The organism is Hungatella effluvii (genome assembly GCF_003201875.1).
GTDB classification, from domain to species: domain Bacteria; phylum Bacillota; class Clostridia; order Lachnospirales; family Lachnospiraceae; genus Hungatella; species Hungatella effluvii.
On sequence record NZ_QJKD01000001.1, the window covers coordinates 545,384 to 569,949 of the forward strand.

17 protein-coding genes are annotated in these 24,566 nt (G+C 49.6%); 1 reads left to right on the forward strand and 16 read right to left on the reverse strand.

Annotated elements, in window-relative coordinates; translation table 11 throughout:
• Nucleotides 1–3: 3 nt before the first annotated feature.
• The 6 genes from DFR60_RS02270 to DFR60_RS02295 all read right to left on the reverse strand — a co-directional run bounded on the left by DFR60_RS02270 (nucleotide 4) and on the right by DFR60_RS02295 (nucleotide 7,490).
• Nucleotides 4–2,058, reverse strand: a complete 2,055-nt coding sequence (locus DFR60_RS02270) for a beta-N-acetylhexosaminidase family protein (protein ID WP_110321426.1) — start codon at nucleotides 2,056–2,058, stop codon at nucleotides 4–6.
• Nucleotide 2,059: 1 nt separating this feature from the next.
• Complete coding sequence (locus DFR60_RS02275) at nucleotides 2,060–2,767, reverse strand: RraA family protein (protein ID WP_110321427.1); 708 nt, start codon at nucleotides 2,765–2,767, stop codon at nucleotides 2,060–2,062.
• Nucleotides 2,768–2,782: 15 nt separating this feature from the next.
• Complete coding sequence (locus DFR60_RS02280; protein ID WP_110321428.1) at nucleotides 2,783–3,637, reverse strand: carbohydrate ABC transporter permease; 855 nt, start codon at nucleotides 3,635–3,637, stop codon at nucleotides 2,783–2,785.
• A 22-nt stretch (nucleotides 3,638–3,659) separates the two neighbouring features.
• Nucleotides 3,660–4,592 carry a carbohydrate ABC transporter permease gene (locus DFR60_RS02285; RefSeq protein WP_110321429.1) on the reverse strand — a complete coding sequence of 311 codons (933 nt, stop codon included), beginning with the start codon at nucleotides 4,590–4,592 and terminating at the stop codon, nucleotides 3,660–3,662.
• Nucleotides 4,593–4,608: 16 nt separating this feature from the next.
• Nucleotides 4,609–5,958 carry an FAD-dependent oxidoreductase gene (locus tag DFR60_RS02290; protein WP_110321430.1) on the reverse strand — a complete coding sequence of 450 codons (1,350 nt, stop codon included), beginning with the start codon at nucleotides 5,956–5,958 and terminating at the stop codon, nucleotides 4,609–4,611.
• Between the two features lie 95 nt (nucleotides 5,959–6,053).
• The gene (locus DFR60_RS02295) at nucleotides 6,054–7,490 is read right to left on the reverse strand and encodes an ABC transporter substrate-binding protein (protein WP_167437482.1); all 1,437 of its coding nucleotides are present in this window, start codon (nucleotides 7,488–7,490) and stop codon (nucleotides 6,054–6,056) included.
• A gap of 358 nt (nucleotides 7,491–7,848) precedes the next feature.
• Here DFR60_RS02295 and DFR60_RS02300 point away from each other — a divergent pair, with 358 nt between their 5' ends.
• Nucleotides 7,849–8,640: an IclR family transcriptional regulator gene (locus DFR60_RS02300; protein WP_110321432.1), complete on the forward strand. Its 792-nt coding sequence runs from the start codon at nucleotides 7,849–7,851 to the stop codon at nucleotides 8,638–8,640.
• Nucleotides 8,641–8,705: 65 nt separating this feature from the next.
• On the opposite strand, the gene recN is transcribed toward DFR60_RS02300, so the two are convergent.
• From recN to DFR60_RS02350, 10 genes are all read right to left on the reverse strand, one after another.
• Nucleotides 8,706–10,364 carry a DNA repair protein RecN gene (gene recN, locus DFR60_RS02305; RefSeq protein ID WP_110321433.1) on the reverse strand — a complete coding sequence of 553 codons (1,659 nt, stop codon included), beginning with the start codon at nucleotides 10,362–10,364 and terminating at the stop codon, nucleotides 8,706–8,708.
• Nucleotides 10,365–10,376: 12 nt separating this feature from the next.
• Nucleotides 10,377–10,826, reverse strand: coding sequence for an arginine repressor (gene argR / locus DFR60_RS02310; RefSeq protein WP_110321434.1), 450 nt, complete (start codon nucleotides 10,824–10,826; stop codon nucleotides 10,377–10,379).
• 11 nt (nucleotides 10,827–10,837) lie between these two features.
• On the reverse strand, nucleotides 10,838–11,692 hold the full coding sequence (locus DFR60_RS02315) for an NAD(+)/NADH kinase (protein WP_110321435.1): 855 nt from the start codon (nucleotides 11,690–11,692) through the stop codon (nucleotides 10,838–10,840).
• Between the two features lie 9 nt (nucleotides 11,693–11,701).
• Nucleotides 11,702–12,517 carry a TlyA family RNA methyltransferase gene (locus DFR60_RS02320; RefSeq protein ID WP_110321436.1) on the reverse strand — a complete coding sequence of 272 codons (816 nt, stop codon included), beginning with the start codon at nucleotides 12,515–12,517 and terminating at the stop codon, nucleotides 11,702–11,704.
• Nucleotides 12,514–14,430, reverse strand: a complete 1,917-nt coding sequence (gene dxs / locus DFR60_RS02325) for a 1-deoxy-D-xylulose-5-phosphate synthase (protein WP_110321437.1) — start codon at nucleotides 14,428–14,430, stop codon at nucleotides 12,514–12,516. The genes DFR60_RS02320 and dxs overlap by 4 nt, the downstream gene beginning before the upstream one ends.
• Nucleotides 14,431–14,447: 17 nt before the next feature.
• Nucleotides 14,448–15,335, reverse strand: coding sequence for a polyprenyl synthetase family protein (locus tag DFR60_RS02330; RefSeq protein WP_110321438.1), 888 nt, complete (start codon nucleotides 15,333–15,335; stop codon nucleotides 14,448–14,450).
• Nucleotides 15,325–15,537: an exodeoxyribonuclease VII small subunit gene (xseB, locus tag DFR60_RS02335; RefSeq protein ID WP_110321439.1), complete on the reverse strand. Its 213-nt coding sequence runs from the start codon at nucleotides 15,535–15,537 to the stop codon at nucleotides 15,325–15,327. Before xseB ends, DFR60_RS02330 begins: the two co-directional genes overlap by 11 nt.
• A gap of 14 nt (nucleotides 15,538–15,551) precedes the next feature.
• Entirely contained in the window at nucleotides 15,552–16,895 is a 1,344-nt protein-coding gene (gene xseA / locus DFR60_RS02340) for an exodeoxyribonuclease VII large subunit (RefSeq protein WP_243004959.1), read from the reverse strand.
• 6 nt (nucleotides 16,896–16,901) lie between these two features.
• Nucleotides 16,902–17,345, reverse strand: a complete 444-nt coding sequence (gene nusB, locus DFR60_RS02345) for a transcription antitermination factor NusB (RefSeq protein WP_110321440.1) — start codon at nucleotides 17,343–17,345, stop codon at nucleotides 16,902–16,904.
• Between the two features lie 221 nt (nucleotides 17,346–17,566).
• Nucleotides 17,567–24,562: a hypothetical protein gene (locus tag DFR60_RS02350; RefSeq protein ID WP_110321441.1), complete on the reverse strand. Its 6,996-nt coding sequence runs from the start codon at nucleotides 24,560–24,562 to the stop codon at nucleotides 17,567–17,569.
• Nucleotides 24,563–24,566 lie beyond the last annotated feature (4 nt).

Genomic DNA, 24,566 nt, shown 5'->3' on the forward strand with positions numbered 1-24,566 from the left:
CCCTCACTGATTTTCAGCCAGCTGAATATCCAGCTCAGCCCACCGGTCAAAATATTCCGGATCTACATAGCTGCACAGCCTTGCAAACCGCTGTGGTTTATAATACTGCTTTATAAATGACGAATACATTTTCCAGTGCCCGGCACAGTCTCTTAAAAGTCCGACTGCCGCCTCTTTCTCCTGGTACCGCTCCGGATCGATGCGCCAGACGCATAAATGAACAGCAGCCTTCAATTTATCAGAATAATAGGTTCCCAGATATGCCAGCGCTCTCATATCCATGAGAAGACGATAAAGCCCGCATCCCATCTTACAACCTTTTTCCAATAATGCAACTTCTTTTAGCACAAATTCCGAATACTGTTTCATAATCTGTGCAATTTGAAGAGGCGTGACCACATTTACAGTCTGCCCTTCCACCAGGAGGCACTCTGCAAACTCCTTAACAGAGATACATCCGCCTTTCGGCATGCTCCCACATGCCATAAATTCATTGATATCTGCAAATTCCAGTTTTCTTACCGGTGGATGCTCGAGGCTGCAGCACATTTCCGGATACCACTGAAAATCGTAGTCGTGCCAGTGAACCAGATGAAATGTGCTGATAATCCGTGATGCTTTTTTCCATACGGCACTCAGCCTCTTTCCCTCTGTTCCATACACGCGCTCCAATTCTCCGGCAAAGAATTCCTCTTCACAGTTTATATCATAGGAAAGCTGGCCCCACAGCCACATTTTGTACCACATCTTTCGTATATAGAGGGGATGCGTCTGATCTATCCGGTCCATATAATCGCGCCCCCAGGTAAATCCGTCCGCACCGAGACAAAATCCCGTTATCCTTGAAACCGGCATATTCCTTAAATACTCTCTTGCAAAATCCGTATCTCCCCAGCGGAACATATAGTAATCATCGTCACGGAGTGTAAACCAGAACCTTGTCTCCGTATCATGTTCCTTTATAAAATCCGGGAAAAACTGCGGTTTTACCGAGGAATGCATATGTGCCTGGGAGTACTTAAAACTGATCTCAAACCTCCCCGGAAAATCACGAAACTTCTCTTCTATCTCATGGAATGCCGCATACTGCATCCGATGAATAAACCGGATCTTCCTGCCCGGATGGCATTTCAGACAGTCTTCCACCGCCCTTCCGTAGGTATCCCTGATAAATGCAATATCTGTGCCGTCTCCGGCCATATACTCGCCTGCTGTCACGCCGATTCCTGCCAACAGGGGATACGTCTCCAGCATAGCGCGCACGGCATGGTACACGTAATCTTTTGTCACAGGATTATGCTGATCGGAAGTCAGCGCGTACGGACTCTCTTCCGTACCATAGACAAACAGATTCCAGGTAAACAGATACACTTCGATGCATCGGTCTGCGGCGCAGGCCATAACCCGTTTCCAGAAATCCATCTTCTCATCCATGGACATCTTCTTTACCGGATACAGCCCTTTCTTCATGTCCTCTGTATACATCTTCCATCCGCTCATCTCCGGCTGAGGAATAATTACGGACCGCATTACATCTTCCAGTGCGGTAAGCGGGTACTCCGGGATCCTCACCATAGAAGGAAAAGGAGACAGAGACCAGAGGGAAAGGACGTTGTAATGGTACTCCGCCATAGCGTCTAAGTATTCCTGCCAGAATTCAAAATTCCACACATCGGGGATTGTTTCGAAGGCGGAGTCTGATGCATCAGAATAGCTGGGCGTTCTGGCATCCAGAGGGATGTTAAACTTGATCCCTCTCTTTCGTATGTACGGCGTCACACTCCTGTCTTTGACACACTCCGCCCGGCCATCCGCGTTAGCCAGTGCCCGGCCCAGATCCAGCAGACCGTACATCATGCCGGCCCGGTCTGAAGCCGCGATTCGAAAACCGCCATTTTCCCGCCTCAGCCGGTATCCCTCTTCGGGGCACCTCCTGTCTTCTTCCAGGGAAACAGACAGATCACCGCCGCTGTTTGAACCCTCCAGCCATTCTCTCACTTTTCCGGCGGCGAACTGCACAGGCTGTTCTTCCGCCATACTGCCGTATACGTAAAACATCTTACTCCTTTAACCGCTCCAGAGTGGAGTCCGGCTCATATCCCAGATTCTCGTAATGTCTGCTTCTGACCGCGATATCGTCTTCCAGCTGGGCGCGTGCATACTGTATCACTTCCTCCGCGTATTCAATGGGAATCACCAGAACACCGTCGTCATCTGCACAGATGATGTCTCCCGGTTTCACGGTAACACCGGCACATTCCACAGGTACGCCGATGGCGCCGCGCTCCACTCTGCCATAAGCATGAGTAAAGGTTCTTTTTGTGCAGAACACAGGCGCATTTTCCAGATTCGCTTCATACGAATCCCGGCATCCTCCATCAATCACGGCACCCTCAATTCCTTTTTCCATCATGGTCATGGCAATCTCTGATCCCCACACACCACCACGCACACCGGCCATGTCGATGCAGATTACCATATCGCCGGCATTCTCTTCCGTCACGGTATCCACGAAATTATAAATATTATCACAGCCCTCTGCCAGTACTTTTCTCCATTCTTCCACGCTCGTGCAGCGGGTCACCGCGCTCTGTCTCGGAAGAAGTTTTACCGTATGGGCATACCCCTTAAACTCGATTCCCGGCCGGATGGGCCGCATGGTTTCAGCCATTGTTCCCGTATCGACCAGCCCCAGCGCATCCATACCATCAGACAGATCGGAACATCTGTATTTTCTTATTTCTGTAATCAATTCCTTTTTCGTCATATTGGTTTCCTCTCCTTATCCTTTTACAGAACCGGCCGTCAGGCCCTCGATAAAATAACGGTTAAATATCAGATATACAATAATCATGGGAATTAACGCGATGGATGATCCGGCCAGCATTAAATTCCAGGATGATGCCGCTTCTCCCGATCCCTTTAAGTTCATGATTCCCACGATCAGCGGCATACGGTCCGGATTCGACAGCGTAAACACCATGGGCATCAGATAATCATTCCAGGAATGGCGGAACTCCAGAATCGCTATCGTAGCAATCAGAGGCTTCAGCAGCGGAAAAATGATTCTGCGGTATATGCCAAAGAAGGAACAGCCATCCACCTTGGCCGACTCGTCTATCTCTCTCGAGATGGACCGGATATAGGACCGGGTGATAAAAAGATTCGTCACATTTAACCCAAATACCCGGATTATAATGACGCCCCATAAAGACTTATTGATGCCGAAAAACTTGGCGATCACGAAGGTCGGATAAAGAGTCAGGCTTCCCAGTGACACAAACATGGATGAAATAACCAGTCCAAATAAAAGATTCTTTCCGGGGAAATCTCCCCGCTCAAATACGTATCCGGCGATCGTGCTGGTCACAATCGTACCGATGACAATGGTCCCCGACATAAACACGGAATTCACGGTATATTTCTCGAAATCCGCCAGATTCCACGCCTGAATATAGTTATCCAGAACAAATTTCCTTGGAAATAAACGGTTGCCTTCGGTCAGCAGTTCCATATTTCCTTTAAACGAACCCAGAATCGTATAGAGAACAGGAAAAATAGAAATGATCAGGATTACCGTAAGGACCAGATAAACCAGTGCGGATGATATTAATTTTTTTCGTTTGCCTTCGCTCATATGTACACCCCTTTCCAGTCCCCTAATCAATGCTGTGTCCGATTTTATTGCTGCACTTCATGTATACGGCGGAAATACCTGCCAGAATCACACCCGTTACGAGTGCCATCGCGGAAGCGTACCCCACCTCTACGGTTCTTCCGTCATATCCAAAGAAATACTTGAAAACATATGTCATAACCACCTCGGTCTTGCCTGCCGGCTGGCCGTTGGTGGAAGCGAGTATCAGCTCGCTCATCTTTAAGCTTCCCACAATCGCCATTAAGAGTACCGCCTGGAAGGTCGGCCCTATCATCGGAAGCGTGATGTAGAAAAACTTCTTAAACGGAGTAATTCCGTCAATATCCGCACATTCATACAGTTCTACCGGAACACTCTGGAGTGCCATGAGGAAGAAAATCATGTTGATTCCGAAATTATTCCAAACAGAAGCCATTCCCAGCACCAGCATGGCGGTGCCCTTATGGCTGAACCAGCTGATCGGCTTTTGAATCCATCCAATACTCTGAAGCATGCCGTTGATGATTCCGTTAAACGAGGCAAACATCAGCGAAAAGATGAGGCCGGTTATGGCTGTGCTGATGATCGCCGGAAGGAATAAGGCAACCCTGAACAGACCTGTAGCCTTCAGCCCCTTGTTTAACAGTACTGCCAGCAGAAGAGCCAGCGGGATTTCCACAGCCAACTTCCCTAACGACAGGATAAAGACATTCACGATGGACTGCCAGAATGCAGGATCTCTTGTAAATACCCTGACAAAATTATCGAGACCGATCCAGGTTTCCCGAAAACCGTTTGACTGATAGAAAGAGTAGCGCAGTATGTATACAATCGGTACATAAGTAAATATTACAAATCCCAGCATCATCGGCGCCAGCATGGCGATTGCCTGAATGGAATCCCCTTTCAGCCTGCGTCTCTTTCCGGGGAGCCTTCTGTTTCTCTCTTTTCCCATTTTATCCACCCCTGTCTTATACCGGCAGCAGTCTGTTCTGCTGTTTTAACATGGTCTGCAGTTCCTTCACAGAGATCTCCGCCGGAGTCACCTGGTCTCTGACTGCAAGCGCCGCCGCCATACCTGCCGCTTCTCCCGTCATCATGCAGAGCGAAATCGCACGCACGCCGCTCTCAGCCACGTGATCCGCACTGATACACCGCCCCGCAGTCAACAGATTAGTGACGGATACAGGAAGCAGACTGCCATACGGAATCTCAAACGTTCTCTTGTCCACAACCGGTTCATAGATATGGCCTTTGTAGCCTTTTCCTTCCACCCTGCCGTCTCCATCCATATAGGCATCCGGTGCAAGCATGTCATAAAATCGTGGAAATACTGCTATTACGTCATCGAAATGGCGCTGACTCTCCATATCCTCAATTGTCAGATAATACTTACCCAGAATTCTTCTGCTGTCACGGAAGCCAATTTCCGGCGATATGGAGGCGACTTCGATTCCTTTCAGCTCTTCAAAATGCTCTTTTAAATAGCGGTAGATATCCATGACATACTGTCTGCATTCCAGTTCTCCCTTTGTCAAATCCCCGGGATCCGTAGGATCCAGGCCATAACAGCAGGAATAATTCACATAAGAGATCACCCCTCCTCCAGTCAGCCTTCCAAACGGCAGATCCTGGCGTTTACAGGGGAGCCCCGTCCTGCCGGCCCGGTAATCCTCCTTAAATATCCGCCCGATTTCAGAGAGCCGGTCTCCATTCTGCAGCAATGCATTCGTATCGGCGCCTGAAAGCCGCAGGGAAACGGTTCCCGGCTGGCAGAGTCCATCTTCCTTTCGTCCCTGCTCATATGGAATTCCTGCCGCAAAGGCCACATCACCGTCGCCGGTGGTATCAATGTAGATATCAGCAGTTACTGCCATCGGACCTTTCTTTGTCTGAATCAGAATGGCAGCAATCCGGTCCTTCTCCATGATCACTTCATTTACAAAGGAATGAAACAGGATTTCCACACCCGCTTCCTGCACAAACTCATCCAGGAACACCTTCAGATACTCGCTGCTGAAACACGTCTTATTGCGTTCCCGCAGATTATCATTCCCATATTTCTCATAACATTTTTTTTCGATTTCGGCATAAATCCCCTCTGATTCGAAACCCGTCCCCTTAAGGAAGTAGTTGCAGTTCTCCACATAACACGCCGTAATATTACCGCCAAGGTACGCCCGTTTTTCGAGCAGAAGCACCTTTTTCCCCTGACGTGCAGCTGACACGGCCGCTCCTACCCCCGCAGGACCGCCTCCTGCCACGACGATATCCACATGCTTCCAGACCTCCAGGGCCTGTTCTTTCCTGATTACCTTCATTTTTTAATCCCCCGCCTCCTGCATTTATAAGAGCCGCATCCTTAAATTTTCTGCAGTTTTAAGAATACGGCTCCTGTTCTCACTATCCTGGTATACTATTTACTTTTCTCCGGTGTTACCCCGTCCTTCAGTGAGTAAAGCGCCACTATTGCCTGATCGGCCTTCTGCAGGGCGTCATTGTAACGCTGATCGATATCTGCCATAATCGAATCCACATCATCGATATCCGCGTTGGCCCAGATATTGGCAATGGCCTCTCTGTAGGTAGTGCCCTCCACTGTAATTAAGGTATCCGGAACCGGCGGCATAGCAAATATCTCATCAAAATCAGCAAATGCCTCCCAGCCCTTTAACTCCGGCTTATTTGCCGCCATCTCGACCGCCTGTGATCTGACCGGAATATATAAGCCGTTTTCATACATCTCGGCTGCGTTCTTGTCTGAATAGAAGAATTCCAGCACCTTCAGCACCTTCTCCGGATGCTCTTTGGCCTTTGTACCCACACATAAAAGGTTTGTTGGATTTCCGAAACGCTTATAGGTTACCTGATCCTCGCTGAACTTCGGAATATCAATGACTTCCCAGTCACATACAGCCGGGAACTGAGTCGTATAAACTGCACAGTCGAAGCTGGCCGCACCGATCATACCGATATTGCCCGCTGCAAACTGAGCTCTGATGCCATCGCCATCCAACGTCTCAAATCCAGGGAACACGCTTCCATCCGCTACCATCTGATCAATCGCCTTAATCATCGGATTAAATGCGGAATAATCGAATTTTTTCGCATTCCAGTCATACCCATAGTGACCTGCGTTCTGTCCTGCCGGCATGGTATAGAAGGAACTGATCGTCCATAGCGTGCTGGAAAGTCCCAGGCCGTACGCCTTTCCTTCCGAAGCCTCTGTGATCTTCGCTGCCACCTCCCTTACTTCATCCCAGGTCGTCGGATAGTCTGCTTCCGTGAGACCAGCCTTTGCAAATAAGTCCTTGTTAATTACAAATCCATATGTAGTCAGGTTATAAGGCAGTGTGTACGTCTTGCCGTTAAATACATGGGACTGGTTCGCCACCAGATCCTTATACTGTTCCAGAAGTGCCACGCTTCCCGGAAGTTCCTCGATCGGAACCAGGAAGCCATTGTCCACAAAATCCTGCATCCACTTTGAATCCGAACGGAATAAGTCGGGAGCTTCTCCCGCCTGGGCTGCAATCTTAATCGTATCGGAGTACTTGTCCCCGTAAACCTTGTAATCGATCTGAATTCCCAGTTCTTTTCCTTCTCCGTTGTTAAAATCCGCAATCTGTTTTTCTCTCACTTCCTGCTCATGGGCATTATCAGACCATACGGTGATGGTTTCCATCTCCACTGATTCTTTCTTTTCCTCAGTCTGAGCCGTTTCCGTATTCTCTGCCTTCCCCGCCTCGGTGCTGTTATTCTGCACCTCTGTTTTTCCGGAGCTTCCACATCCGGCAAGTATCCCCGTTACCAATACCGTTCCTGCTAAAAGAGCTAAAATCTTCTTTTTCATGTTCTCCTCCTTCGTGTACCAATCCATATTTTCCTCTTGCTTCCCCAGTGCAGCGTAATTTCTATACCCTCCTTCCGGCTGTTTGTTTTTACAGTTGAACTCTACTTTTGTTAATCAAAATTATATATTATTTTACAAAATAAGTCAAGATATTTTTATATTTTTATGTTATTTTTCAAAATCAAATTTCATTTATTAAAATTATTTTTCCAAAATCCATTGACAATGATATAGGGCAGCCGATATGATATACTCATAGCCCAATAAAGTATGGAATACTATGAACACGAAGTAAGGTCTTCCACGAATTTCGTATTTATGGTATACTAATCTTCAAGAACAGAAATGGAGGCGGATCATGGAAGAGACAGAACATTCAAACCGCTTTGCAAAGGACAATCAATCGACTGACAAGGTATTAGCCATTATAGAACTGCTTTCCTGCAGCAAAGAGCCCATGAGACTTATTGATATCTCAAACCAGTTAAATTACAACACCAGCACGACTCTGCGTTTCTTAAATTCATTGGAACGCAACGGCTATGTCTACAAGGACCGTGAAACATTAAAGTATCAGATGACTTACAAGTTATGCGGCCTTGCCAGCCATATCAGCAACCGGACCGGCATTGTGGAAATCGCATCCGGTCCGATGAAACAGCTGTCTACCAATCTTGGTGAATGTGTCTGCCTGGCGGTAGAACAGGACTATACTGTAGTCTACGTTCACGTCGCAGACGGTCCCGGCCAGATGCTGCGGACCACCCAGCGGATTGGCAGTCAGGCTCCCATGCACTGCACCGGTGTCGGCAAGGTAATCCTCTCAGAATTCCCGGAATCTAAGATCGATGAGATGATCCGGCTGAAAGGTCTTACCCGTTACACCAGCAATACCCTGGTTACCAAGGAGATGCTCCTTAACGAGTTGCAGCTAATCCGGAAAAGAGGGTACGGCTATGACAATGAAGAGTGTGAACTCGGCGCCCGCTGCATTGCCTTCCCACTGCGTGACTACAACGGTCAGATTATAGCAGCATTAAGTGTTACAGGTCCGCTTGGCCGTATGACAGATGATTTTATTAATTCTAATTTCCGGACAATCCTGGAGGCTGTCCAGGATATTTCCTACCAGCTCGGATATCACAGCTAAGATACAAAAAGAATCACCGGACAAAAATCCGGTGATTCTTTTTGTAAAAAATACAGTTGCCTTCTCTATTTCCTCTCCCCCGCCAGCCTCTTCATCTCCCTGGCGTTCTCTCTCACTGCTTCGGTAATCTTCGCGCCTCCCAGCAGCCTTGCCAGCTCATCCACCATCTCGTCCTCCGCCAGCGGCCGGATCGTAGTGGTGGTCCGCCCATCCGAGGCCGTCTTCGCGATCTCGTAATGCGCATCGGCCATAGCCGCAATCTGCGGTAAGTGGGTAATGCAGATAACCTGATGGTTCTTTGCGATGTAAGAAAGCTTCTCCGATACCATCTGCGCCGTTCTGCCGCTGATTCCGGTGTCGATCTCATCAAAAATCAGAGTGGGAATATCGTCGGTATCCGCGAGCACGGTCTTGATAGCCAGCATGATTCTCGACAGCTCGCCGCCGGAGGCCACCATGCCCAGGGGCTTTACGCTCTCTCCCGGGTTCGTGGAGATCATGAACTCCGCTTCGTCAAATCCGCCGGCGGTAAAGTGGCTTAAACGGCTGAATTCCATGGAAAACTCCACATCGATGAAATTCAAGTCCGTGAGCCCGGCTTTGATCTTCGCCGTCAGCTCCTTCGCCGCAGCCTTTCTCATCTCGGACAGCTGCCCGCAGAGCACCTCCAGCCTGCTCTCCGTCTCTTCCAGCTCCTGCTCCGTCCTTTGCTTTAAGGCATCGTAATCTTCCAGCTCTTCCAGACGCTTCCTCTTATTCTCTAAATTCTCCTGAATCTGCTCCGCCGTCTTCCCGTACTTGGCCTCCAGATTGTGGATCACATCCAGCCGCTCCTCCAGCTCCCGGTACTCCTCCTCGTCGAAGGACATGTCCTCCATATACGATGAAATCTCGTGGCTGATATCGCTCAAAATCGCGTCGGCATCAAACAGCTGATCCCGGATGGCCCCCAGCTTCTCATCGAAGGAGGCCACATGCTCCACCTCTTTTAAGGCGTAATCCAGCGTATCGGTGTTCACCGCCGCGTAAGCGGCCGACAGGCTCTCCGCGATCCTTCTGGCGTTGGCAAACAGGCGGTAGCGGGCCGTCAGCTCCTCTTCCTCCCCGTCTTTTACGTTCGCCCCCTCGATCTCATCAATCTCAAACCGCAGAAAATCCATCTCCCGCAGGCGGGATTCCTCATCCATGTGAAACGAAGCCACCCGATCCTTAAGCCCGGTATAGGTCCGGTACAGGCCGGCAATATTCTGTTTTAGGTCATGTGATTTTCGCTCGTGGTATTTATCCAGAATTTCCAGATGCTTGTGCTTGTACAGCAGAGACTGATGTTCATGCTGACCATGAATATCGATTAGAAGACCGGTAATCGTCTTAAGCTTTCCGACAGTTACCGTTTCATCGTTGATCTTGCAGAGGCTGCGCGCGGGCATGATTTTCCGGGAAATGATCACGGTTCCGCCCTCATCCGGGCAGACGTCCATCTCCTTCAATACGCGCACCTTGTCCGGCTCCGTTACGGTAAATAAGAGTTCCACATAGGCATACTCCGTGCCCCTGCGGATCATGTCCTTCGGCACCTTACCGCCCAGCGCCATGGTGACTGAGCCGATGATAATCGACTTTCCAGCCCCCGTCTCACCCGTTAAAATGTTAAGCCCCTCCCCGAATTCGATATCCGCCTTTTCGATCAGGGCCAGGTTCTTCACATGTAATTCTGAAAGCATGGCACGCCTCCTTTATCCTGCGATGAGTTTTTTCAGTTTGTCCATCACCAGAATGGTATCGTCCGCGCTGCGCACTGCGCACATGATCGTATCATCCCCGGCAATACAGCCTACGATTTCATTAAAATGAAGAGCGTCCAGGGCAGCCGCCACGGCCATGGCCATGCCCGAAACAGTCTTGATGACGAGAATGTTCTGCGCCATGTCCATGGACATGTACCCGTCACGCAGAATTCTGATGTACTTGTCAGAAAAGGAGCTCTGGTTCTGAAGCACCACGTACCGCTGTTTTCCGGACTCCGACTGAACTTTTGTCAGCTTCAGCTCCCTGATATCTCTCGATACCGTCGCCTGAGTCACGGCAAATCCGGCCTGGTTTAAGTATTCCGCCAGTTCCTCCTGGGTCTCAATCTCATATTTTCCGATGAGTTCCACAATTTTGCTGTGTCTTTCCAGTTTCATAATGTGCCCTCCTATATGCCAGCCATTTTATTGCGCAGGTTGTCAAGAAATGATACATCTTTTAATTTTATAAGAACGGTCTTCGTCTCCGACCGGTGTATCTCGATGTAATCCCCGGAATGCAGCTCCGCGGCCGTGTCCCCATCGTAGACGGCAGCCTGGCTCGTTCCCGGGTCGCCAAGTATTTCAATCCGTATCCGCGCGTCAGCGGACATGACGATACTCCTGGCATTTAATGCGTGGGAACAGATGGGCGTTAATACCATCAGAGTGGAATCCGGAACTATGATCGGTCCCCCGGCCGACAGATTGTACGCGGTAGATCCTGTGGGGGTGGCTGCGATCAGCCCATCCGCCCGGTATTCATTTAAGAATTCATGGTTGACATAAACCCGAAAATGAAGCATTTTCAGCCGTTCATTTCTCGTGATAACGATCTCGTTCAGCGCGATGTCCTCATACAGACGGCCTGTACTGCTGTAGGCCCGCCCGTTTAGCATCATTCGTTCTTCCAGATGATACTCGTCTGCCAGAAGGGCATCCAGAGCCGTATCGATCTCCTCCGTCCTGGAAATCTGCGTTAAGTAACCCAGGGTTCCGCGGTTGATTCCCAGCATGGGAATATTTCTGCCCGCTAAGTCCCTGGCCGCCTGAATCAGGGTTCCGTCTCCGCCGAGCGTGATGATGCATTCCGTCTCCGGCGGCACCATGGAAGCGTCCGTATAATGGTAATCCCCGCCCCGTCTGCCGTCCCCCTTCCCGATCAGACAGGAAGCGCCATGACTGGTCAGATAATCGCGGATCACCTGCGCCGTCTCCTTCGCCCCCTGTTTCTCGGGATTCATGATGATAAAGAACTCTTTCATAACCTCTCCTTATTTTCCCTCGCTCAGTTCCTGATGCGCGGCTTCCACAATTTCCTTCGGCGCCACAGGCACGTCGGGAAAATGCTCTCCTTCCGGATGGTTCTTCAAATAAAGGAGATATTCAATATTGCCCTCCGGCCCCTTGATCGGAGAGTATTCTAAATGAAGCACCTCAAAGCCAATGGAAACCGCGTAGGCGATCACCATCTCAATCACTTCCAGATGCACGCTCTTCTCACGTACCACCCCTTTTTTCCCAACCTTCTCACGGCCTGCTTCAAACTGCGGCTTAATGAGGCAGACGATCTCGCCGTCTTCCTTCAAAAGCTTCTTCACAGGCTCCAGCACCTTCGTCAGGGAGATGAAGGACACGTCGATGGATGCGAAATCGATCTTTTCCGGGATCTCGTCCGGCGTCACATAGCGGATATTTGTCTTTTCCATGCAGACTACCCGCTCGTCGTTCCGAAGCTTCCAGGCCAGCTGGCCGTGTCCGACGTCCACGGCATAGACCCTTACAGCCCCGTTCTGAAGCATGCAGTCGGTAAAGCCGCCGGTGGAAGAGCCTACATCCATACAGGTCTTTCCCTCCAGCATGACGCCGAAATGACTCATGGCCTTTTCCAGCTTAAGTCCGCCACGGCTCACATACTTTAACGTATGACCCCGCACTTCAATATTCGCGGACTCATCGAAGGTGGTTCCGGCCTTATCTTCCTTCTGACCTTCCACATAGACGATTCCGGACATGATCACAGCCTTCGCCTTCTCCCTGGATTCCGCTAAATTCCGTTTCACTAAAAGCACATCTAATCGTTCTTTCATGCCTTCTTTTCCTCTGTATTGATAGTCTTCCATTCCATATTCTGACGCTCGGTATCGAGATATTCCTTCTTCATCCTCCAGATCACGGAGTCACTGTCGATTCCCAGACCTTTTCTCAGAAGCGATACATTGCCGTGCTCCACATAGCCGTCCGGAATGGCGATATTCATCACCTTCACGTGCGGATAGTGCTCGTGGATATACCGGGTGACCATGAGGCCGTAGCCGCCCTGAAGGACATTCTCCTCCATGGTGACGATCAGCCAGTGGTTTTTCGCAAGGCGGTCCACCAGCTCCTCGTCAAACGGCTTGACAAACCGGCCGTTGGCCAGCGTACAGCTCCAGCCCTCTGACTTTAGCTTCTCCCGGACGTGCTCTCCCGTACTCACCATACTGCCCACGGCCAGAAGGGCAATGTCCTTTTCCTCGTACAGCATCTCGCCTCTGCCGTATTCGACAGGCGCGTTAAATTCCTTCAAGCCTCTGTAGGCCTCTCCCCTCGGATAGCGAATGGCAAACGGCCCACCGAAGGACACGGCAAATTCCAGTCCCGCCTTCAGCTCCCATAAATTCTTCGGGGCGAAGATGCTCATGTTCGGGATTGCCGATAAGAAGGATAAATCAAAGATTCCCTGATGGGTCTCGCCGTCGCTGCCGACCAGTCCGGCACGGTCCACGGCAAATACCACAGGCAGATTCTGGATACAGACATCATGCAGAATCTGATCGAAGCCTCTCTGTAAAAAGGATGAGTAGACCGCCACCACCGGCTTCAAACCGCCGGCAGCCATCCCAGCCGCGGAAGTCACCGCATGCTCCTCCGCGATTCCGACATCGAAGAACCGTTCCGGATAGAGACGGCTGAAACGCTTGAGTCCGGTTCCGTCCGGCATCGCTGCCGTCACCGCCGTGATCTTTGGGTCCTTTTCCGCCAGCTGACAGATCGTCTTGGAAAATACGTCCGTATAGCTGGGATTCTTTTTCTCTTTTTTCGATTCCCCTGTGAGCACATCAAATGGTTCCACACCATGGAATCTGGACGGATTCTTTTCCGCAGGCTCATAGCCTTTTCCCTTTTTCGTGATAACATGGACGAGAACCGCGTGGTCCAGCTTTTTCGCCTCTTTGAGCGCTCTGGCCAGGGCCTTGACATCATGGCCATCCACCGGTCCCAGATACGTGATTCCCATGTTTTCAAACAGCATTCCCGGAATCAGGAGCTGCTTGATGCCGTTTTTCGTACGGCTGATCTTGTCAATCAGTTCATCTCCAATTACCGGGATTCTGGAAAGGATATTTGTCACATATTTCTTCAGATCCAGGTATCCGTCGCCGGTCCGGATTCCATTTAAATACCTGGACATTCCCCCGACATTTTCGGAAATGGACATGTTGTTGTCATTTAAAATAATGATGAAATTCTTCTTCATGCGGGCAGCGTTATTCAGCGCCTCATAGGCCATACCGCCGGTTAATGCACCGTCGCCAATCACAGACACGACGAAATGGTCCTGTCCGGAAACATCCCTGGCCTGTGCAAGACCGAGTCCTGCCGAAATAGAAGTAGAACTGTGACCTGTATCAAAGGCGTCGCAGGGGCTCTCCTTCCGTTTCGGGAAGCCGCTCATCCCGCCGTACTGCCGCAAATCGTCAAACTCACCCTTTCTGCCGCTTAAGATCTTATGAGTGTACGACTGATGTCCCACATCCCAGATGATCTTATCCTTCGGCAGATCAAACACGAGATAAATAGCCATGGTCAGCTCCACGACTCCCAGATTGGAAGCCAGGTGCCCTCCGGTCCTGCTGATCTTTCCGATCAGAAAGTCCCGTATCTCCTGTCTCAGTATATCCAGTTCTTTCCCCGTCAGTTTCTTGATATCCTCCGGGCCATTGATTAATTCCAGTATCATAATTTAACCAGATCCTTTTACTTTTCCCGGCTCACCAGCATGTGAATCAATGCCTCCAGGAATTCGTTTTCCCCTGGCAGTTCATGAAGGATTCGGACAGCGTCGTCGGAAATCCGGGCCACGTCCTTTTTTGCCTTCTCGAGCCCCTCCAGGGTCACATAAGTGGTTTTATTGTTCTTTTCATCGCTGAGTACCGGCTTTCCCAGCACTTCCATGCTGCTGGTCACATCCAGGATATCGTCCTGAATCTGAAATGCAACGCCGATGGCCGCGGCCATCTGTTCCACCAGCCGGGTCTCCTCCTCGTCAGCGCCGCCAAGCAGCGCGCCGATCATCATGGAAGCCTCTAAGAGAGCCCCCGTCTTTAAATGGTAGATAAAGTCCAGCTTTTCATGAGGAATGGGTTTATTAGTCAGCTCCACATCCACAGTCTGCCCACCTATCATGCCATAGATTCCTGTTTTCTGCGCCAAAATTCCGATACAGCGGCCCACGACCGCCGGATCCTCCGTCATGGCAAATGCCTTTGCCGCAGTCTCCACTGCGTAAATAAGCAGGCTGTCGCCAGCAAGAACCGCCATGTCGTATCCGTACTTCACCCATGCGGTCGGAAGCCCTCTCCGGAGTTCGTCGTTATCCATACAGGGAAGGTCGTCGTGAATCAGGGATGAGGTATGGATCATCTCGATGGCCGCCATAAACGGTTCGACCACCTCCCGGCTGCCGCCAAACAACCGGTATGTCTCCTCCATCAGCATGGGACGCAGCCTCTTGCCGCCGGCGCGCACGCTGTAATTCATGGCATCGAGAACGGTCTTCTGATATCCATCCGCAGCCGGAAGATAATGCTCCACCACAGCTTCCACTTCCCTCGTTCTGGTCTCCAGCATCTCATTAAAGTTCATGACTTTCACCATCTTCCTCCAGGACAACAATCTGTTTCTCTACCTTGTCTATCTTTTCATTGCAGGATTTCACAAGCTTCATTCCTGCCTCATAATATTTAAAGGATTCCTCCAGAGAGCTTTCGCCGCTTTCCAGCTTACGAATAATCTCCTCCAGCTCCTGAAAGGTCTCCTCAACGCTTTTCTCTTTCTTTGCAGCCATTCGCATCTGCCTCCTTACTGTCCGATGTCTTCTTTACCCTGGTACTGTGCTGCGGATTCACTGTTATTATGCAGCGCCGTACCAGTTCCAAGCTCCGCAGCAGCAGTGCCGGAAACCACAGCATCGATCCGTCCATCGCGGATTCTCATCTGAATAAGATCTCCTTTTTTCACCTGTTCCACCGACTCGATCCGTCGGTTCTTATCATTGGTCAAAAAGCCGTAGCCGCCGCCGATCTTCTTGAGGGGAGACAGTCCATCCAGCCTGCTGCTCATAAGCTCCAGGCGATGCCTGTCCCTTACCGCCTGCTTTTCGATGAGCTGCCTTAAGCGGCTTTCCGCCTCCACGGCACGGTTCCTGTCTGTCACAATCTGGGAAGCCATCCTGTTTTTCAGCTTTTCTTCCAGATCGGCCGCCCGCTGCCTGTTTTCCCTCACCTGGCGTCGCGGGTCAAAAAGCTGAAAACGGAGCCTGAACTGCTCCGTCTGATAGCGGTAACGTTCTAATTTTCTGGCCGCGGATTTCCCCAGGGCGTCCCGGTATAATTCCACCTGCCCTTCAAACTGGCTGTAATCAAACACCGCCAGTTCCGCCGCCGCGGACGGTGTCGGCGCTCTCATATCCGCCACATAATCTGCGATCGTCACATCGGTCTCATGTCCCACCGCCGAGATCACAGGCGTCTTACAGGCAAAGATGGCGCGCGCCACGATTTCCTCATTAAACGCCCACAAATCCTCGATGGAGCCGCCGCCTCTTCCCACGATGATCACATCCAGTCCCAGGCGGTCCAGCGTCTCGATTCCTTTTACAATGCTGAATTTTGCGTTCTCGCCCTGAACAAGGGCCGGATAGAGATAGAGCTGAACATACGGATTCCTTCGTGCGGAAATGTTCATAATGTCCCGGACCGCCGCACCTGTCGGGGCTGTTACGATCCCGACCTTCCTGGCATAGCGCGGGATAGGCTGCTTGTACTCCGGGGAAAACATTCCCATCTCCTCAAGCTCGTCCCTCAGCTTCTGGAACCGTTCGAATAAATCTCCGACGCCTTCCTTCGTGATCTCCTGAGCGTAAAGCTGGTAACGGCCATCCCGCTCATAGACCTCGACGCTGCCCTTCGCGACCACCTTCTGGCCTTCCTCCAGCTTAAACGTCAGCCCTTTCCGCTGACCGGCAAACATCACACACGCGATCGCCGCCCCCCTGTCCTTCAGGGTAAAATAAATATGGCCGGACGTATGATACTTACAGTTGGACACCTCGCCCTTAATGGATATGCGGTTCAATGCAAAATCCTGGGCAAACATATTCTTAATATAAGCATTGACCTGTGAAACGGAATATACACTCGCCATAGGCCATTACACCAGTTTCGCCAGAACTCCGTTGATAAACGCCGGGGATTCATTCCCGCCGAACCGTTTCGCCAGTTCTACCGCCTCGTTAATCGCTACCTTTTCCGGTACCTCTTCATCGTATAAAATCTCATATAACGCAAGGCGCAGAATCGTCAGCTCCGACTTACCCATTCTCTTCGTCTTCCATCCTTCGGCCACAGCATCGATCTTCTCATCCAGCTCCGGAATCTTCCGCATAACGGCTTCCGTCTTGGCTTTTAAATAGCTTTCATCTTCCGGACTCATCTCCACATCATGAAGAATCTCATCTACCCCCTCCGGAGTCGTCTCATCTTCCTTCGGCTCGTCAAAATACCGGTCTATCTGCTCCTCTTTTTCCTCTGCCGGATAGAAATCGGCACAGAAAAGCATCTTAAAGCAGTGTTCACGCAGTTTACTCCTGGTCATGGTTTGTGGTCCTCCTGTATGGTAATTCGTTGAATTTATAATGATTCATTACTTGGCATATTGGGTTTATTATACCTTAATGCGCATTTTTCTACAATACTTTTTCAGGATTTTGTGGCGGACGGACACCGAGCCTTCCGGCGTTCCTTATAATACAGGCCTGGACCTTCCTTTCTTCCGGTAAAGAAAAGCCGCAGCGGGATCGCTGCGGTTTTTCAAGTTCACTGCCGGACAATGATATTATACGGAACGCTCCTGTCTCCAAGGATAAATACCAGACGGTAAGTACCGGGAGTAATTTGATCTGCGTCAGGCACAGTGATATGGAATGTCTGGGTACCAGTATATTGTGAGCGTCCGCCCTCGGGCAGTCCACTGCTGCTTACATTCCAGTCATCCATTTTCACGTAAGAGCCATTCTCCTTTTTGTAAAACTCTGCCTGCACCGCAGTTCCTTCTGCTGCATTTTTAACAATATAATCTGCATAAACTATCATTTCCGATCCAGGAGAAAATAATCTTTTCCCCTCATGGGTAAAAATCTTCAATCCATATTCCGGATTTTCTTCTGCCGTATAATCAGTTACGGCAGACGTGATTGCCGCTCCGCCAGAATTCACTCCTGTTGAAAAAAGCTGTACCGATACGCGGTTTTCGCCCGGAGGTAATCCTACGGTATCTGTAGTGCTCATGGTAACAAAAAAGCTTCCCTTCTCCAGATCGCTCAAGCTGATGGGCAGATAAACCCTGCCGCCAACCGGATAGTAATTCTTTTCTCCGACAGTGAATACCGTTCCGTCCGGGAAAACGGTTCCGTCCTCAGGCTGCATTACCGCCGCCGCCCCATCCAGCATACGGGTATCGTTTCTAAGCGCCACCTCCAGCTGAAACGTATGCTCACCGCGGGAAAGACCATCGCCCCCGCTTACGGTTAAAGACACGGACGAATTATTTACCGTAAAACCGGCTCCTATGGAATCTGCACTCTCTTCATTGCGGAGACGAAGGCTGTACTCATCTGCGGTTATCCCGTCCGACGAGTCAAATTCCATGATAACAGTAATCGGATTGCTGCCTGTCTCACCAGTCAGTTTACTGCCGGCCCACATCTTCTCGAATTCATCAAGCTTAATCTTTTCGTCCTGCTCATTTCCCGTTACACGGTATGTATAAAATGGCTTCCCCTGTTCTGTCAGAGTCAATTTCGTTCCCGCCGGAAGCGGAATTCGTTTTCCGGACTTCTGCAGTTCGAGCCACAGATCCGCAGCATTGTATGGCTTTCTGAGTATAAACGATGCCGTCACCGAACTTTTAGGAGAGATCATAATATTTTCTGCTGCCTCGAAACCATTATATTGTTTTCCGCTGGCTGTCTTTATTTCGGAAACCGCTGATTCTTCCCAGTGAACATTCAGTTCAATGGTAACCGTCACGCCGCTTCCATCCTGCAAACTTAATGCCAACACATCAATATCGTTCTTTGCCGTAAATCCGGGCGCGTTGTAAAGGGTAAACTTTATGGCCGCTTCATACCGGCTGTCGGTTGATCCAATTCTCACGGAATCCGCTTCCGTATAGCCGCTCAGGTCATAACTTTCTGCCATCAGGTCCGCGCTGTGCCATCCCTGACTCTGGATCGGCTGCATGGCGACTGCTATGTTGTACCCTGTAAGCTTCGTTTCAGAATTATAGCTGCATAATGCGGTTGTTCCCTTAAAATCGGTCTTCACGCCTGTTAAATCCAGCGTTCTGCTCATTCCGGACGGTATCACCAGCTTCCCCGTGTAATTGCCGCTCTGTGTCGCGTAGAGTTCCACACTTTGATCGGACAGCGCAGCCGCCTTCGTGACTATTTCTATATTCAGGGTGGTCGTCTCTTTTTTTACATTTCCCTCGTAGCGTTCGATCTCGGCAGCCACAGTCCCTAAGTCCTGACTCTTGGTAATCCCGTCGTTATCATAGGTCAGGTACAGCGTAATCTTAGGTACCTTTCCCTGACTGACAGAGCCTGAACTTTTTCCGATAATTGTATAGGAGGAACCCGAATTGGCCGTATGGGGTGAAATGATATGATCCGCATCTGAAATAAGCCCGATGTCTGTGCCTATGCTCAGACCGAAACTGTTCAGCGGGTCTGCCTTAATCTTATTTTTCTCGGTTTCACTGTCAATAGAATCGTCGGATTTAATCCAATTTCCCTCCTTATCCTTTGCGGTATCTGCAAGCTTAACTGCGGCCGGAATCGTGATACTGCTGATTTTATAGACTGATTCATGCTCCGCAGGGGGCAGTTCAACCGTGCCTGATGCAACAGAAAACCCATCCGCCGGCCCGTCTTCCAGCTTTTGCGCTGTCAGTACGGTTTCCCGCACAGCGCTGGCATTGGCCCCAGCCACCTGCCAGAAGCGGAAGCCCTGGTCAATGACATTCGTATACCCCAGTTCTCCCGACTGATCGGGCAAGGCAAAACCTCCGTCGTCCGGATTAGCATCATTGTTCTTGATCCGGGCGTAGGCATAGGCTTTTGCGGTCTCCTCCGCAAGCAGGTACGAATACCCATTAACCGCTCCATACGTTTCCGTTCCAGAATCGGCCGTTGATTTATGAGAGACAAGGAATACGGTACCGGTTGTCAGCATAATTGTATTGGAAATACTGGAAAGCTCCTCGTACTTCACTTCTTTTATTCCCGCCTCCGTAATCTGAACACTCTTATAATTAGCCAATTCAATGGAAGCGGAATCCAGAACCAGCGTACTTCCGTTTGCCAGTACCAGACTGTTTCCCAATACGCCCAGCTTCTTCTGATCTTCCTCCGTTTTTTCCAGATCTCCAATCCGGTTTAAAGAATACAATGCCGTCTGATTACTATTGGCCGCATCCGACTGTCCGGATAAATGGATATGAGAATTGATGAGACGAACCTGGTCTGCCCTCTGGATCGATGTAAGAGTGCTGCTGACGCTGTCCAGATTCCCGTTAGCGTCCGTTAGCTTTCTGCCATAATTAGCCACGGTTACCAGTCTGACGGAACCGGCGTCACAGGAGGCGCCGCTGCCAAATACTCCGCCCGAAATACTCATTTTACTGCCGTCCTGATCTCCGCCGAAATCATACCCCTTTCCGTCTATATAAATATGTGAAAATCCTTTTACAGTTATGGTCGTATAATCCGGAGTATCTCCGCCAAAATCACCGCCGGCATATACAGAGCTTTCCACAGATAGATCGGATGCCTTCAAATCAGGTTTTTCACCCGGATTATCCTTATAGTGCTGGCATGCTCCTATCGCCTCCACCCCTATATGCACATGAGTCGATCCATTCGTAATCCCCTGGTAGCCGCCGCCGAATACCTTGCCGCTGACCTTGCCGCCGACAAAGTTAATAAAAATCAAATCTTCAGGGTCGCCTTCTTCCGGCCCGTCATTGCTGAATTCACTGCCGCCGTATAAATTGCCGCGTATCCAGCCCCCCGTCATGTTGACGGTGGATCCGCCTAAGACATAGCGCTCGCCAGCCTTGCCAAGTGCTCCTCCATAAACAGAACCGTTAATGGTTCCATCTTCTATTTTAATGTTGGTTTTTCCCTTAACCAGGCCTTCGCTTCCACCTCCATAGAGATTTTTCTCAATAATCCCACTGGTTATGGTCACTGATGCAGAACCGCTTATCTCGGCCTTTTCTCCGCCGCCATAGACGTATCCCTGTATCGTTCCGCCAGTGATGGATACGGAGGCATCTCCCCGAACCAGACCTTCACTTCCTCCTCCATAGAGATTACTCTCGATGATCCCATTGGTTATGGTTACTGACGTGGAGCCGCTTATCTCTGCTTTTTCTCCTCCGCCATAGACGTGTCCCTGTATCGTTCCGCCGGAAATGGATATGATGGTTTTTCCTTTGACCTTCGCATTTTTTCCGCCTCCGTAGACATTTCCCTTTATGCTGCCGCCACTTATCTGAAAATGAACTAAAGAGCCTTCCTCAATACGGGCACAGTCATCGAATCCGGTCCGGCTGATTCCTTTACCGCCTCCGTATACATTTCCCTGAATCGCTCCCCCGGAGATGTTCAAGGTCACATTTCCTTTCAGATATGCATTCTGGGTGATATCATATCCGGGCGTCCCCGTTGTGTCATGCCCGCTTCCGCTCGTATAAACATCTCCTGTTATCTCTGCATTGTCTTTAATTGTAATTGTTACGTCACCTGTCAAGCTTCCGAAATCTTTAGCTAACGTTTGATTGGCATCATTTTCTGCAGTAACACTGGCATCCCCGCCAATACCTGCTGCAAAGATATTTCCTACGACGCCCCCGGAAGCAGTAATCCTTACTTTTGATATTTCACTCCCACTGCTGGTAACATAGGCTGCGGAACCGGAACCGTATACATTATCCACACTTCCCCCCGTTATATTGATATCCAGTTCACCGGAAAAAGTTGGAATGCTTTTATTTCTGCCCGATCCTGCCCCATAGATGCTTTTGACCGTTCCGCCTGAAATATTAAGGACCGTTGTTCCGGAATACGGAGATTTGATCTCAGTAAACCCTTGACAGCCGCCGACCAGCTTATCTACATTTCCCCCTTCTATGTTGATTTCCACGTCTGCATTTTTTATTTCTCCACTGGCGCTGCCCGCAATAATAGTCGTTACATCTGCACTCCCCCCTACCGTAATAACGGCTTTCTTCTGCTTAACATCGACAGAGGGCTTACTTCTTATATAACCTACAATTCTTGTGATTTTTCCGGCGTATACACTAATCTCTCCTACATTTTCAGTGATGTCATTCTGTCCGGATCCATACAAATAGATGCTTGAACCAGTTGTAACACTGCTGTTAATTCGAATATTATGTCCGTTACAATACATATGATCCAGGTTCAACAGTTTAACAGAATCAAAGATAATTTCCTCGTACTGGTAAAAATCATTGTTTGCACTGTTTGCGTGATTCGATAATTCTATTTTATCATTGATACCTTTAATTGTGACAGGGACTGGATTGTCTGATAAAAAATTCCACTTCCATTTATTTTGCTCAGGCACCGAACTATTCCCTTTATAGGTATAATTTTGTGTCAATATAATCTGGTTACTTTCAACAGTTCCTCCGTATTCCCTCTTTTTTAGCCGCAATGCTGCCTCTTCCAACGTCTGAACGGCCTGATCGCTGGATTTTCCGGAATTGCTGTCTTTGCCATTTAACTGATCTACATAAATTATATTGATATCCTCTACCGCAGCCACTGCGTCTGAATACAGCACAACCGCCTCAGAAGCAGAGCGCGAACGTGTCAGTTTCACGGGAGTCATCACACACCGGTAATATAAATCAACACGATTTTCTTCAAGCGCGCTCTCGTATCTTGGAGTATCGGCCCCCTGAAGCTCCGTCCAGCCGCTTTCTGTCTCTATGTCACTGCCATCGGCTTCCGATGGGGTAGCGAAATGGGCAGAGTTCATGATTGTGATCTTCTTTCCTTCCTGCTGTTCTATATCCCCGGCACGATCAGTAACCTGCCACTGGTACCGGTACATAAATCCATCCGGATTTTCCGGTATCTTCCCGGTGCTGTTATCGATGACGGTATACACTGCCGTGTTCCCTTCCCGCTTCGCTTCCACGCGGAAATGATAGTTTTCGGCCTTTTCCCATACCGAGTACAAACTCAGATACTCTGCCTCCACCGCAGAAACGGCCTCCCCGGGAGTTCTCACCCGGCCAGGTCCCTCCCCTTCTAAAGTCCAGCCTTTAAACGTCTCCTGGTAAAATTCGTTATCCTCATGGAACAGACTGATCTCTTCCGGACATTCCGGCAGAAGAATCTGTTCATCCCGGACCGGCAGTTCCATCTCTGCCATATCATCCAAAGCAACCGTAACAAGTCCGTCCGCCACTTCGTATCCGGCATATTCCGCCGCATCCATGAAAGTCTGATTGTCCTGAGAACAAATCACAAAACCTCTCTGATCCTCATAAAATATGGTCTCCGGGTTTTCGATCTGTTGTTCCGTTATGTACTCTATGGCGTATTCCGCTTCATCCTCCAAGGGATTTTTAATCTTCCTTCTGCCTTTGTCTGTGGTGGGATCCGTTACTGAGGCTGCTTCGTTTACTACTCCTGGCATTGTTTCCGCACTGGTCTCTGTTTCCACACCGGTCTCTGTTTCCACAGCAGCTCCAGTCTCCGCTTCGAAATCTGTTTCGGTACTGTTTTCTGCTCCGGCTTCGGTATTCGTTCCGGTACCATTTTCTGTTCCAGTTTCTGTGTGTGTTCCGGCAGCACTTTCCAGTTTGGTTTCTGTGGAAGTTCCGGTACCATTTTCTGCTCCCGTTTTCGGGGGCGTTTCCGTATCACTTTCTGTTCCAGTTTCTGTGTGTGTTCCGGCAGCACTTTCTGATTTGGTTTCTGTGGAAGTTTCGGTACCATTTTCTGTTCCCGTTTCCGGGGGTGTTCCGGTACCATTTTCTGCTTTGGGTTCTTCGGGTGTTCCGGCACTATTTTCTGCTCCCGTTTCTTTGGATGTACCAGTACCACTTTCCGTTCTGGAATCATCGTCATTTGTCTCAGCCGTTATTGCACCTTTGCACAACAGCGGCTGGAGGTGGGGTATAATTCCTGCATTCAAAGTCGGCGGCGTATTCTTACTATAAGCATTGCTTGGACTTGATTTTTTCGCAGCATTGGAAGGTGTCGCCTTCTGTTCTTTTTCTAAAAGTTCCCAATCACTGCTGACAATTTCCCCGCCTTCAAATTCATTGATTACAACAGAAAATCGGGGAGCGTGTTCTGCGTCTCTGCCTGAAAACGCATAATCACCAATCCCCATGATACTCTCCGGAAGCCTCAATTCTCCTTTCAGACCTCCAAGGTTATAAAACAAACAGGAACCAATATAGGTAATGCCATCTTCTATCATCAGAGTGTGAATCTCTTTTGCATACTCCAGAAATGGTGCGCTTTCCCTGGTAAAATCGTTTGTATCACCTGTACCCTTTAACGTCAGAACACCGTCTTCCAATTCAGCGGTCACACTCTCACCCACATGGAATTTTTCTGTTCTGCTCTCTGTTGCATAGGCAAGTATGGACTCAAAATTCAAATTAGTCAGCATAAGACAGATGATCAGACCAACAGCAATCCACCGCTGCCGGTGATATCTCCGCCTGTTCCTTCTGTTTTGTATCTGTTTTGTGTCCATAGTT

Coding starts and splice junctions, on each gene's coding strand:
- DFR60_RS02290 (WP_110321430.1), bottom strand. CDS start 5,958: ATGAAGGTAATCAGGAAAGAACAGGCCCTGGAGGTCTGGAAGCATGTG.
- xseB (WP_110321439.1), bottom strand. CDS start 15,537: ATGGCTGCAAAGAAAGAGAAAAGCGTTGAGGAGACCTTTCAGGAGCTG.
- DFR60_RS02350 (WP_110321441.1), bottom strand. CDS start 24,562: ATGGACACAAAACAGATACAAAACAGAAGGAACAGGCGGAGATATCAC.
- DFR60_RS02285 (WP_110321429.1), bottom strand. CDS start 4,592: ATGGGAAAAGAGAGAAACAGAAGGCTCCCCGGAAAGAGACGCAGGCTG.
- argR (WP_110321434.1), bottom strand. CDS start 10,826: ATGAAACTGGAAAGACACAGCAAAATTGTGGAACTCATCGGAAAATAT.
- xseA (WP_243004959.1), bottom strand. CDS start 16,895: ATGGCGAGTGTATATTCCGTTTCACAGGTCAATGCTTATATTAAGAAT.
- DFR60_RS02270 (WP_110321426.1), bottom strand. CDS start 2,058: ATGTTTTACGTATACGGCAGTATGGCGGAAGAACAGCCTGTGCAGTTC.
- DFR60_RS02330 (WP_110321438.1), bottom strand. CDS start 15,335: ATGAACTTTAATGAGATGCTGGAGACCAGAACGAGGGAAGTGGAAGCT.
- nusB (WP_110321440.1), bottom strand. CDS start 17,345: ATGACCAGGAGTAAACTGCGTGAACACTGCTTTAAGATGCTTTTCTGT.
- DFR60_RS02315 (WP_110321435.1), bottom strand. CDS start 11,692: ATGAAAGAGTTCTTTATCATCATGAATCCCGAGAAACAGGGGGCGAAG.
- DFR60_RS02275 (WP_110321427.1), bottom strand. CDS start 2,767: ATGACGAAAAAGGAATTGATTACAGAAATAAGAAAATACAGATGTTCC.
- DFR60_RS02280 (WP_110321428.1), bottom strand. CDS start 3,637: ATGAGCGAAGGCAAACGAAAAAAATTAATATCATCCGCACTGGTTTAT.
- recN (WP_110321433.1), bottom strand. CDS start 10,364: ATGCTTTCAGAATTACATGTGAAGAACCTGGCCCTGATCGAAAAGGCG.
- dxs (WP_110321437.1), bottom strand. CDS start 14,430: ATGATACTGGAATTAATCAATGGCCCGGAGGATATCAAGAAACTGACG.
- DFR60_RS02300 (WP_110321432.1), top strand. CDS start 7,849: ATGGAAGAGACAGAACATTCAAACCGCTTTGCAAAGGACAATCAATCG.
- DFR60_RS02295 (WP_167437482.1), bottom strand. CDS start 7,490: ATGAAAAAGAAGATTTTAGCTCTTTTAGCAGGAACGGTATTGGTAACG.
- DFR60_RS02320 (WP_110321436.1), bottom strand. CDS start 12,517: ATGAAAGAACGATTAGATGTGCTTTTAGTGAAACGGAATTTAGCGGAA.